The organism is Paenibacillus sp. P46E (assembly GCF_001909095.1).
GTDB lineage: Bacteria > Bacillota > Bacilli > Paenibacillales > Paenibacillaceae > Paenibacillus_AQ > Paenibacillus_AQ helianthi.
The window spans coordinates 46,740-58,396 of record NZ_LVYZ01000077.1 but is presented as its reverse complement, the minus strand read 5'-3'; the positions used below and the strand labels follow the sequence as shown (position 1 = coordinate 58,396).

Genomic DNA, 11,657 nt, shown 5'->3' with positions numbered 1-11,657 from the left:
AGACTTGAAGCTTTTATATAGAGTTACTGTCTTCCCCAGCCCACTGCAGTGCCGACTCAATGTACTTATCCCAGAAAATCCAGTTATGATCGCCTTCACTTTCATGATACACATGTCCGGCCTGTTCCCCTTCAAGAAAATCATGGAACCGGCGGTTCACGTCCAGCAGAAAATCCTCTGTCCCGCAGGCCATATACAGCTTGGGCAGCTCAAGTCCCTTCGACTTGAGGTCCAGGACAAGCCAGTCCGGGTCTTTATCACTGCCAAGCAGCTGGCTCAGATCACCAAAGGTGCTGGTGTAGTAACTATAAGTGGCGATACCGTCATTGTAATCCGGGGACACATTGGCAACTTTATACGGCACCAGTGCCGAAGACAAGGCTATAATACGGCCGAATTGGTCTGCATATTTCAGACCGTTGCGGATAGCCCCATAGCCGCCCATGGATAAACCGCCTATCCATGTATCCTCGCGAGCCGCAGACAGCGGGAACAGCTTGCGTGTGAAATCCACCAGCTCCCTGCCGATATATTCCCCGTAGTATTCTCCCCTGTTCTCATCGTCCAGATAGAAGTGATTATCTCCTGCGGGCATAAAAACCGCAACCTGATATCTGTCCGACAGCTCCCGGATCCGTGAGAAGTTCATCCAATCGTTATGGCTCCCGGAAAAGCCGTGCAGCAGATACAGCGCCTTCAAGGGTTCTCCCGACCATACCGGCAGTCCTATTCCTTCAGGCACATCAACCGGCATTAATGCATTGAACGTGACTTCTCTTTTCAGACATTTGGATTGAAAGCTTAGTTGTAGCGTAGCCAAAATAACCACTCCTTAAATACGGAATTCGCATTATACCAGATAAGTAACAGCTATACCTTGCTCATCCACATATTCAATAACGGTTTCATAGGTCTTCAGGTTGATGAACAGCTTACAATACTTCTCACCTTGTTCCCATACCAACCGGACCTCATCTGTTGCCGCCTCAAGCACCTGGAACGTTCCTTCGAAGGCACTGTAAGTATTACGGAAGCGAATCAGCTTCATTAGCCGCTTCACAACATCCCGTTCAAGCCCTTCCTCAATTTCCTCCAGGGTATAATTATGGCGGTTGATTTCGCGTCCTTCACCCGTCAGGGTTACCTGCTCCAGATCATTGCTGCCGGCCAGCAGACCCACATAATAGACCTGCGGAATACCTGGTGTGAAGAATTGAATCGCTCTTGCAGCGAGATAAGCATCGTCATCTTCATTTAGCGCGCTATAATACGTGCAGCGTATCTGATGGACATCGAATCCGTCTTGCGCCTTATGCTCCTCCGACAGAATCAGACTCAGATTCGCTCCCCTCTCCACACAGAGATCAACCAGCTCCCGCGCTTCCTTTGTGTCGATCAGCTCATCGAGATCCGGCTTAACAGGAATACCGTCGTGACAGTCGAGCATGGTGAACTGCTTATGCGGGCGGGTCTTCAGATAGGAATAGAGTTCCGTATTGGACCTGCCGGTAAGTGCCTCAAGCACCCGGTAAGGCAGGATGAAATCGTATATCCAGCACCCGTATTCCGATAACTTGGCTTGGATGCTGTAGTGTGCATGTACCTCGGGCAGCAGCTCTATATCCAGCGAATCCGCCATTGATTTGATCCAGCCGAGAAATTCATAAATCTCCGGCTCCACAAAAAAGCAGCTGGTTCCCAGCTTCTTGATCACGTACCCGACCGCATCAAGCCTCACTATTTTGACATTCTGTTGCTTGAAGTTCTCAAAAAATACCCGCAGCAGCTCCCGGGTCAACGGGGAATGGACATCTAGATCAATTTGCTCGGAAGGATCTGTTTTGCCAAAGGTTGTCCAGACCTTCTCTTCCTCACCGCTCCCGCTGATAGAAAAGCTTGAATAAGGCAGGGGTCTGCGTAAAAACATCTTCTCAATATCCTCCTGGACAGGCTTACCATTCTCCCAAACCTTATCCAGTGTTATAAATAAATCAGCATACTCAGAAGCGCGGCCTTTCTTCAGGAAATCCTGAAAATAAGGAGATTGCCTGGATATGTGATTCACCATCAAGTCTACCAGCACATCGAATTCTTGCCCTATCTCACGGATATCCTCCCATGACCCGAAGCCCGGATCAATTTCCAGATAGGTCAGAGGAGCAAATCCGCGGTCTCCGGAGGAAGGAAACGGCGGGAGAATGTGAATTCCGCCTTCGAAGAGGCCGGCGAATTGTTTGCGCAGCACCTGATGAAGCTTCTTCAGGTCCCCGCCCAGTGAATCGGGATACGTAATCAACTGTACTTGATTCTTCAGTGTCATCTGAAACCTCCTACAGGTTAAATTGTTGTTTGATTTCTTCCAGAGTTGGCAGATTCACTACCGCACCCATGAATTTTAGTTTGTACGCGCTTACGGCAAAGCCGAGCTCCATCGCCTCATTGAGGGTATACCCCTTGACGACAGCCGCATAGAATCCGGACCAAAAGGCATCACCTGCTCCGGTCGTATCTTCGATTTCAGTAGCTTTGGTACCATACGTCAACGTTTCTATGCCGTTCGATACCATTGCCCCTTCTTTGCCCAGGGTCATCACCACCAGCTTGGCGCCAAGCTCCAAGAACCTCCCGACCTGCTCAGCCGGTGTGCCTGGCCCAAACAGACGCTCCGCATCATCTTCCGAAGGCTTGATAATATCAACTTTGGGTATGATAGATTTGACATAGGAGACGCCATCTTCCCCCTTCTGCCAAATCAAGGGATGGTAGTTCGGATCAAAGCCTATCAGCAGTTTATGTTTTCTTGCTATCCCGATAACCCGTTCAACCGTATAACGCGATGGAACCCTCGAGATCGGCCAGCACGAAAAGTGGACAATTTTGGAATGGATCAGGGCTTGTTCCAAAGCATCATTGTACACCAATTCGCTATCCGCTCCGCGGTAAAAGATCGGAATAGGCGTTTGCTGACTCTTCGTGATCACCACCATGCTGGTAGATTCATCCACCCGCTGGACACCGCTGGTGTCTATGCCCGCCCTTTGCAAGCCCTTAACCAGAAAATCTCCAAGACCATCCCGGCCAACCGCCGAAGCCACTTGAGACCGGATGCCAAGCTTATTCACATTGATGGCAATATTGGAAGGTGACCCTCCAAAAAATCTCGTATATCCGTTGGATTCAAAAGCATCGCCATACTCATTAGAAATCATGTCAACCAGAAGTTCTCCAACCGTTAACACATCGTTTGCTTTATCATCAAAGGGTATTGCCTCACCGAGATTAAACACACGTACTCCCCCTAAAACTCCAATATCCTTTCGTCATATACATTTTATTGCTTCTGCATACGCAATACTTCAAAAAAAACGTTCTTTTTTTTCAATTCAAAGACAGATCACGGAACAGCGCCAGTGCTTACGGGTTCAGAGCTCTTGCCATAGCATTAATATAGTCCTCTCTGGTACGCCGGCTAATCCCGGCAGATGGAACGGCGTGCTCAAAGCCATGATAACCGCCGGGATACAGATGAAATTCCACCTCGACACCAGCCTGAGCCAAGCGGGTGACATATTCGATCGTTTCGTCGCGGAACGGATCAAGCTGTCCGACACAGGTATATGCGGGAGGCAGATCAGCCAGATTATCTGCACGGCTGGGTGCAGCGTAAGGAGAGGTATCTCCTCCGGAAGTTCCCCCAAGATACATCTCCCATGCAGCCAGGTTATTCTCCCGGTTCCAGACCGAAGAATGTGTAATCTCATAGCTGGAGGGCGTATCATTGCGGTCGTCAATCATCGGATACAGCGGCAGTTGGAAGCAAAGGGCAGGACCGCCTTTATCCCTGGCCATTAGTGCCAGTGCTGCGGCCAGTCCTCCTCCTGCGCTCGCTCCGCCGACTGCGATCCGGGCCAAATCGACATTGAGTTCATTGTTAATATCGGCCAGCCACACTAACGCCGCGTAACTATCCTCAATGGCTGCCGGGAACGGATGCTCAGGTGCAAGACGGTAGTCAGGCGATACGACAACGCAGTTGGCTGCTATTACAAAGCTTTCACATAATGCATCATCCCCACCGGGATGGCCGAGCACATATCCTCCGCCATGGGTCCACAAAAGACCAGGCAGCGCCTTACCATTTCTCTCAGCAGGTTCGTAGATTCTAACTAACATTTGGTATGAACCGGCAACGGACAGATATCGTTCCGTAATGCGAACGAGCTCCGACCTTTCCGCAGGGTATTGAATATCGCCTCTGGCAGAATCCAGATCACCCGGCAAATGAAACGGGGGCAAATCTGCTACCCCTTGTCTTAATTCTGGAGCTACTCGGTTAATAAAATCCATCTGGGTTTCCTCCATTATGATTTCTTAGTTCAAATCTCCTACCGATTTGTTCTATGTCGTATCACGTTCGATAAGAGTCACCGGGAACGTGTTAACCATAGGAATTTCTTTGCCTTCGATTTGTTGAACAACCAACTGAATGATAGAATCGCTCATCTCCTGAATCGGCTGTCTGACTGTGCTAAGTCGCGGTGAGATCAGCGAAGCGATCTGAACGTCATCGTAACCTACAATTTTGATCTCCGAAGGAATATCCTTCTTCATCAGGTAACAAGCTTGAATGACCTCCGCAGCAATCACGTCACTGCTAGCGAATACTCCGTCAATTTCCGGATGCTCTTGAAAGTAAGCGATCATTGCAGCGGAGGTCCGGGTATGCTTGCTCCCCTCAGCATCCAATTGCAATTGCAGCGGCTCTATGCCTGCGCGCTCCACCTCAGCTTCATATCCCTGCCTTCTCTGGGCAGCGAGCATCGAGTGATGCTGGGGACCGTCTATTCCACGATCAATGAAGACAGGATGAAGGCAGCCCTTGTCGATTAATAATCTCGCGGCGAGTGTACCGCCTTCTAGATTGTTCGAGGTGACCACAGGAATATCCTCTGAAATCACGCGATCGAATGAAACAATCGGCAGGGCCAAATGTAGATAATGCTGGACATCCAGCACTGCACTGCCCATGATGATGGCATCCACTTGATTTTTTTTCAGCATCTCAATGTATTCCATTTCTTTGGAGACATTGCGGTTGGAATTACATAACAATAGTTTGTAGCCCTTATGATGCGCGTAATATTCAAGATGGTAAGTCAGTTCAGCAAAAAAAGGATGCGAAATCGTCGGTATGATCAGACCGATCATATTCGATCTTTTTCTGAACAAGGCCCGGGCCATTTCGTTCGGCTGATAATTCATCTCCTTCATCACCCGATAGACCTTTTCCTTCGTCTTTTCACTAATATAACCTCTATTATTAAGTACTCTAGAAACGGTATTAATAGAAAGTCCCGCATTTTTCGCAACGTCTTTAAGATTCGGCATATATACCACCTTGTTTATAAATCCAATTTATATTTGAATTCTGCGCGTATTTCAGCAGTTCGTTTGAATGCGCATTCATTTCTATTGCCCCTTTATGATAACCGGTTAACATTTTTATGTCAACCGGTTATCATAAAAAAAAGCCAAATGATCTAAGCCAGTAAAAAGAACAACCATTCTAATCAAATGGCTGTTCTTAAATTTAACCTGAAAAGTATGAAGTTAACCGGATACATGTATATTCTGTTCTAATTGCGGGGCCGGATCGGCTTCTAACGTTTCAATCTTCACCCGGTGAAATTCCGCTGCACCCTGACTGACGAATATGGCAAGCTTCCCCTGCTGAATGTCGTACATTCTGGCACTCATCGCCACATCTCCGCTGACATAAATATCGCAAATCGTGCCGTCTATATACACTTTCAGCTCATATTCCTGTTCCGGCAGCTGGACCCTGAACAATTCCCAGAAAATGGAATCTATGTTATATCGTTTCAATATCACCACCGCTTCCACCCGTGTCGTATGCGCCAAGGATGCAAATTGATCAGCAATGGCTCTTGGGCCTACTCAACCCCATTGGATAGCGAGAGACTCCGGCTGGTTGCTATTCAGGAAGCGCGTGTCAATGGCGACGAGCCGTTCGCTCTATGCCATCAGCGGTTACTTTGTACAGTTGGTGCGGCAGGTCGTGTCCCATGCCGTCAACCAACATTAGCTCGGCGCCCGGGATGGCAAAAGCCGTGTCCTCACCACACGCCGGGACGAACAGGGGATCGTCCACCCCATGAATGACAAGTGCTGGTACTTTTATGGTTGCCAGCCGCGGACGACGGTCACCGGAGACAGCGATCGCAGCAATTTGTCGTCCGACACTGCCTGGATCGTAGGCTCGCTGGACTTCCTCCAGAATGAGCGCCCGATAAGCGTCCTCTTCAAACGGATAGCCGGTGCCGGCGATGCGTTTGGCAAAAGAGAGGCTGTGCGCCAAAAATCCTGCTTCATCCTCAAAGGGGTTCGGCCCAGGTTTAGTCATCATCGCCATGACATCCGGGGAAGCTTGCGGAAGGGTGGGATTACCGGAACTAGACATAATGGAGGTGAGTGATACAACCCGTTCAGGATACTCACTGGCTGCAATCTGAGCGATCATTCCGCCCATCGACCTGCCAACGAAATGTGCCCGGTCAATTGAAAGGGTGTCGAGCAGTCCGATAGCGTCGCCTGCCATGTCATCGAGAGTGTAAGGGATATCCGGTCGCTGTCCTGACATGAGAGCAGTCGCCAGTGCGTCAAAATTCAGCGCCCGATAATGACTATAGAGTGTCGAGCAACCCACGTCGCGATTGTCAAAGCGGATTACCCGAAAGCCCCGCGCTGCCAATAGTTCACAAAACGGAACCGTCCAGCGGATCATCTGGGTTCCGAGCCCGGCGATTAGAATAATAGCCTCGTTATTTTCGTTACCGAAACTATCATAGGCCAACTCAACACCGTTAACTTTTAGAATGTTCATGGTCATGTTCTCCTCAATTAATCCCATTTCTCTTCTTCGGGTCCGATAAGAAACTCTCCGCCATCGCCAAGAAACACGATTTCACCTCCGCTTTCACGGAGATATGGAGGGTGTGCTCAATATAGCGGTTGAACGCTTCGGCACCGCTAATAGGGAACTCCGGTGTTAGTTCAGGATTGGTTGTGTAATCAGCAACATCACGAGTCATAGTGATTCCTTTCGTAATTCCTTTTTAATTCTTTACGCCCTCATATGCTTTCATTCATAAGTTCTCTTCAGGGAATGCATTGGCGGCTAATCTCTTGATATGGGTTCTGATATCAGGTGCCCAGTCATCGATGAAGTGGTAAAAACGATCCAAATCTCTGGCATACAGTGCCCGCAGAGCTTCTTCGTATTGATTGAAGTCCCCGGCCATAGCTGTCATAAAGTTATATGTTGCTTCTTGTGACTCTCGGATTGTGCTCTGTTGTTCTCCAGCACGGCGAGCTTCGTCAATGAGTTTTCGTAATGTTACCGACGCCCCTCCAGGTTGACTCTTGAGCCATTCCCAATGCCGAGGCAATAACGTAACCTCACCGGATACAACACCCAGCTTGGGTCGACCGACCCGCCGTGTAGTCTGGTGATTCACTTCCGTACCGGATGAGTCACCAAACTGTTCTCCTAATCGTTTAAGCACATCATCTGTCTTCCCACGAAAATCAACATCTATTGGCTTCCCCGTGGAATCGTCAAATAAAAGCAACTGTGTGAGATCTCTGTCATCTAGAGCATTCTTCACTGTAGTAACAACGCGCTGTAACGAACCACTGGCGACGACTCCCACACCCAAAAATGCCGTGCAGTAAAAGCGCGTTAGCGAATTACTCATGCTGACCTCCTCTCTGATTGCCTCGCTAATTATACCCGGATAAAAATATAAAATATGCAAAAGACACGGCCTAAGAGGAACCGCGCTGTTTTGAGGGCTAGTATTTGCTTTATATCATATATGCTGTGTTTTGTCGTAAAACTGCCCCTTTATTTTTCAATCGAATAATTTGTTTTATTTAGATAAAATTCAAAGAAGACCATTGATTAGAAGGAAACGACTTTTAGCTATCTCCACCATTTCCTCCCTCCAGATATTCCAACATACTTTGAAAAGTAGTTTTCAACAATTCTTTGTTCGTATGATAAAAATAACGGCCTCCACAGCACTGATTTTCCCACCTTCAGTGATTTACACACTCTCGTTCAACTGAATGAACAAACCTTGGGGGATGAGGTTTATAAGGAGTTAGCGCTCCTCCTCGTCGAAAAGCGTGCCCGTAAATATGAAGCCGCACTAGCCATCGTCTCCCACAGCGCCGTTGATTTTCTTGCTCCAGAAATCAAGGGTTCAGAAGGAGGACGGTAACGATGAATAAACGTAAGCAGTTCATCGAGTTATTTTTTTATATCGGTCTGGTAATCATTGGACTTATTCTTTTGCTGCTGAAAGAGGGGTAACTCATGATTTTATATCTAACCAGTGAGGCACACGTCAATTTGCTGGATTTTTTGGAGCAGGAGCTTCCCATCAAAAAATTAATGCTTATTACTAAACATGTTTTAGTTCACTACTCTCAATTATCGATTTTGAATAACCGTCTCTTGCAACTTTTATCATTGCTCTCCCCAATTGCTCTGAAGAAATAAATAAGCTGGACTTCATGAATAAGTGATTTAATGGTCTCATTACAATATAAAAATATTGGTACCACTTTGTTTTTGATTTTACACCGTGCATGGGAATGATGCCGCCTGGTCGAAACATATAAGCACGCTTAAAGGGCAACCGTAACAAATCGTTCTCAGTCTTTCCTTTCACCCTCGCCCACATTATACGTCCTTTTTCACTACTATCCGTACCACTACCAGAAACGTAGATAAATGTCATTTGAGAATTCAATCTTACTAATGTTTCTGCCACAGAAAGCGTGATGTCATACGTTATTTTTCTGTATTCTTCTTCCTTCATTCCCGCTGAAGATACTCCAAGGCAGAAAAAACAGGCATCGAAGCCAATAATTTCATTTTCAAAGGAAGATAATTCAGCTACATTTTCAAGCACAATCTCTTTTAATTTCTCATGATGCTGTCCTGTGCCTTGACGACCAACAGTAAGTACTTCTTGAACGATATCGTCTACTATACATTCACGCAGTACACTTTGGCCAACCATACCTGTAGCTCCAAAAATAATGACCTTTATTGTTCTCACTCCCATCTAAATCGAGACATCTTTCAAGCCATGCATTTTTCCTGGCTCTATCTTCACACTTACTCTTGAATATAAACACTTTCACCGATATAGGCATTTTGCTCTGGATTATTAATGATAAAATCTGCTAGGTTGACACGTCGAATCTTACCTATAGCAGATTTACTTTTGAAATCGCCATGTTTATACGGCGTCTTCCCTTCTTCATAGGTGATCCATGGAGGCATAACAATCGTATAATTTAGCCCTGATTCATTTACCATTTTGTTTTGTGTTGGCATTTCACCAAACATGAAACTAAAAGGTAAAAGTGCAAGTTTTGTAAGCGGACCTAACTGTTTGCGTGCTTCAGGGCTTGTTCCAAAAGCCGTTAAAAGCTCGAGACGTTTGATATGCTGATTTTTCATTGCTTGAATAATAGTTGCAGTAGACTTGGCCACCCCACCCGAACCTGCAAATAAAATAAGGACCGCATCGCTAGTTGCTATAGCACGTTCAATATCTGCTAATTCATCATAATTCACGGTAAAATGTTCAACAAAGGGGTTTGTACTTAAAATGTTACCGCTACGCGTTGCGGCTACCACGTGATGTCCACGACTGATGGCCTCCTCCAAAACGTACCTGCCGACCGTACCACTCGCTCCAAATATGGTAATCTTCATAATCTTCTCCTTATCTAATTTAAATATTGCATATGCTAATAAGTCCTTAAAAAAAAGTCCCGTCTGCTGACAGGACTTCGAGGAGTGTTTAGATGAGGTTTTCTGCAAAGAATTGTTTTAGTTTATCAAACGGAATTTTTTCCATATTATCATACAAGGTTGAGTGCCATGCATCCGGGATAATGACTAATTCTTTTGGTTCTTTTGCTTTTTCGTAAGCTGTCTCACTTAACGGTTTCGAGAATGCCTGTTCCCCCGCAATAAATAGAGTTGGTCGTGGTGAAATTTCATCAATATAGTTCATAACGGATGTACTCATAAACGAAAATGGCATCGTTGCATTCCAGCGACCATTGGAGAGAATTGAATTTTCATGAAAGCCCCGTGGTGTCCGGTAGAATTCAACCGTTTCTTTCGTTTCCATATCTGTATTTTCAGGAAGTTCTGTTGGTAATTGATCAGCCATAGGTGCAAATGTACCGCTATCTAAATCTGCCCAGCGTTGTTGACTTAACGCCTCAAGCAGTTGTGTACGTTGTTCTAATGGAAGGCCAGCAAAGCCTGCCGCAACGCCAACCATTGATACGGTTGCGATCGCTTTGACACGTTTATCAATAGAGACTGCATTAAGCGCAATTGAACCCCACCCACATACACCGATTACACCGATACGTTCACGGTCCACATTCGATTGAAGACCTATTCCATCAACGGCTGCCATAAAATCTTCGGTGTTGATGTCTGGTGCAGCAACATTACGGGGTGTTCCTCCGCTTTCACCCGTGTATGAACCATCAAAAGCCAGTGCAGCAAATCCCAAAGATGCCATCTCATTGGCATAACGTCCAGATGCTTGTTCTTTTACTGCTCCAAAGGGTCCACCGATTACAAGTGCAGGAAGCTTTTTGTCTCCTGCATCTTTTGGTAAATAGAAGTCACCAGCTAATTCGATACCAAAGCGGTTTGTAAAACGAATTTCAGTTCTTGTAACACTCTCATTTAATTCAAATGTAAATTTTCGCATATTTTATCCTTCTTTCCTAAAATGTATTCTCTACTGCCTGTTAAACCAAACGTATACACGGAAGAATTAATGCGCGACAATGTATTATTTCTTCTGTATATATAATATAATAGAGAAACAGACTGTTTCAATCGTCACTTTTGTTGAATCTATGCATTAACGCACGGAATGATCTGAATCGCGCAATAAATTTCATCTTTTTTGGAGGCATAATCATGAGTAAAGTGGATAGAAGGATTTTGAAATCTAAAGAAGCTATAGAAAATGCATTTGTCGAACTTATGTCGGAAAGAGGTTTTGATAAAATTACAGTAAAAGATGTTTGTAATGAAGCCAATGTGGGGAACAGAACGTTCTATCTTCATTATCTTGATAAATATGATTTATTGGATAAACTCATTGAAGGACATATGCATGAGCTTAGAAAGTTATGTGATCCTCAAGCGGACATCAGCTTTAAAGAAGCTCATATGATTTGGTTTGAATACCTAGATCAACATTATTTGTTTTTTTCGACGATGTTAGTCGGACAAGGAGCATTTGCTTTTCGTAAACACTTCTTTGACTTAATTATCGAAGAATTGAAGCATGACGATAGTATCTTCAAAGGGAAAAATGAGGGGATCAGTGAGGCTCTAATTCTTACCTTCCTCGGCTCCGCAATGGTTGGGGTAGTTGAGAATTATCTTACGAAAGGAATTCCTGAACCGCTTGAAGTTTTAGCTGAACAGTTGGGGATGTTATTAGAAAGACATCTATAGTTACAAATAGTGTAGAAAGAAAATAAAGTTATCGATTGAATGTATACATTTTATA

General features: G+C 45.5%; 12 protein-coding genes. 1 reads left to right on the top strand and 11 read right to left on the bottom strand.

What is annotated here, in order from left to right; genetic code table 11:
• Positions 1–13 precede the first annotated feature (13 nt).
• The 11 genes from A3849_RS27460 to A3849_RS27405 all read right to left on the bottom strand — a co-directional run bounded on the left by A3849_RS27460 (position 14) and on the right by A3849_RS27405 (position 10,841).
• On the bottom strand, positions 14–829 hold the full coding sequence (locus tag A3849_RS27460; protein WP_256700994.1) for an alpha/beta hydrolase: 816 nt from the start codon (positions 827–829) through the stop codon (positions 14–16).
• 21 nt (positions 830–850) lie between these two features.
• Positions 851–2,320 (bottom strand): sucrose phosphorylase, encoded by a 1,470-nt coding sequence (gene gtfA / locus A3849_RS27455; RefSeq protein WP_074114256.1) that lies wholly within the window; start codon positions 2,318–2,320, stop codon positions 851–853.
• 10 nt (positions 2,321–2,330) lie between these two features.
• Positions 2,331–3,287 (bottom strand): carbohydrate kinase family protein, encoded by a 957-nt coding sequence (locus A3849_RS27450; protein ID WP_074114255.1) that lies wholly within the window; start codon positions 3,285–3,287, stop codon positions 2,331–2,333.
• A gap of 127 nt (positions 3,288–3,414) precedes the next feature.
• A complete protein-coding gene (locus tag A3849_RS27445; protein ID WP_074114254.1) occupies positions 3,415–4,347 on the bottom strand; it encodes an alpha/beta hydrolase in 933 nt (310 codons plus the stop codon).
• Positions 4,348–4,398: 51 nt separating this feature from the next.
• Positions 4,399–5,388: a LacI family DNA-binding transcriptional regulator gene (locus tag A3849_RS27440; RefSeq protein WP_074114253.1), complete on the bottom strand. Its 990-nt coding sequence runs from the start codon at positions 5,386–5,388 to the stop codon at positions 4,399–4,401.
• 222 nt (positions 5,389–5,610) lie between these two features.
• Positions 5,611–5,892 (bottom strand): DUF4975 domain-containing protein, encoded by a 282-nt coding sequence (locus tag A3849_RS27435; protein ID WP_074114252.1) that lies wholly within the window; start codon positions 5,890–5,892, stop codon positions 5,611–5,613.
• A 121-nt stretch (positions 5,893–6,013) separates the two neighbouring features.
• Positions 6,014–6,904: an alpha/beta fold hydrolase gene (locus A3849_RS27430; RefSeq protein WP_074114251.1), complete on the bottom strand. Its 891-nt coding sequence runs from the start codon at positions 6,902–6,904 to the stop codon at positions 6,014–6,016.
• Positions 6,905–7,166: 262 nt separating this feature from the next.
• Complete coding sequence (locus tag A3849_RS27420; protein ID WP_074114250.1) at positions 7,167–7,778, bottom strand: DUF2239 family protein; 612 nt, start codon at positions 7,776–7,778, stop codon at positions 7,167–7,169.
• Positions 7,779–8,489: 711 nt separating this feature from the next.
• Positions 8,490–9,143, bottom strand: a complete 654-nt coding sequence (locus A3849_RS27415; protein ID WP_074114354.1) for an NAD-dependent epimerase/dehydratase family protein — start codon at positions 9,141–9,143, stop codon at positions 8,490–8,492.
• Positions 9,144–9,211: 68 nt separating this feature from the next.
• Positions 9,212–9,817 carry an NAD(P)-dependent oxidoreductase gene (locus A3849_RS27410; protein ID WP_074114249.1) on the bottom strand — a complete coding sequence of 202 codons (606 nt, stop codon included), beginning with the start codon at positions 9,815–9,817 and terminating at the stop codon, positions 9,212–9,214.
• 88 nt (positions 9,818–9,905) lie between these two features.
• Positions 9,906–10,841, bottom strand: a complete 936-nt coding sequence (locus A3849_RS27405; protein ID WP_074114248.1) for an alpha/beta hydrolase — start codon at positions 10,839–10,841, stop codon at positions 9,906–9,908.
• Positions 10,842–11,056: 215 nt separating this feature from the next.
• Between A3849_RS27405 and A3849_RS27400 the strand changes: the two genes are divergently transcribed.
• On the top strand, positions 11,057–11,602 hold the full coding sequence (locus A3849_RS27400) for a TetR/AcrR family transcriptional regulator (protein WP_074114247.1): 546 nt from the start codon (positions 11,057–11,059) through the stop codon (positions 11,600–11,602).
• The last annotated feature ends 55 nt before the right edge of the window (positions 11,603–11,657 follow it).

Excerpts from the sequence above, each read along its gene's own strand:
- gtfA (WP_074114256.1), bottom strand. The coding sequence starts at position 2,320 with ATGACACTGAAGAATCAAGTACAGTTGATTACGTATCCCGATTCACTG.
- A3849_RS27445 (WP_074114254.1), bottom strand. The coding sequence starts at position 4,347 with ATGGATTTTATTAACCGAGTAGCTCCAGAATTAAGACAAGGGGTAGCA.
- A3849_RS27440 (WP_074114253.1), bottom strand. The coding sequence starts at position 5,388 with ATGCCGAATCTTAAAGACGTTGCGAAAAATGCGGGACTTTCTATTAAT.
- A3849_RS27430 (WP_074114251.1), bottom strand. The coding sequence starts at position 6,904 with ATGAACATTCTAAAAGTTAACGGTGTTGAGTTGGCCTATGATAGTTTC.
- A3849_RS27420 (WP_074114250.1), bottom strand. The coding sequence starts at position 7,778 with ATGAGTAATTCGCTAACGCGCTTTTACTGCACGGCATTTTTGGGTGTG.
- A3849_RS27410 (WP_074114249.1), bottom strand. The coding sequence starts at position 9,817 with ATGAAGATTACCATATTTGGAGCGAGTGGTACGGTCGGCAGGTACGTT.
- A3849_RS27405 (WP_074114248.1), bottom strand. The coding sequence starts at position 10,841 with ATGCGAAAATTTACATTTGAATTAAATGAGAGTGTTACAAGAACTGAA.
- A3849_RS27400 (WP_074114247.1), top strand. The coding sequence starts at position 11,057 with ATGAGTAAAGTGGATAGAAGGATTTTGAAATCTAAAGAAGCTATAGAA.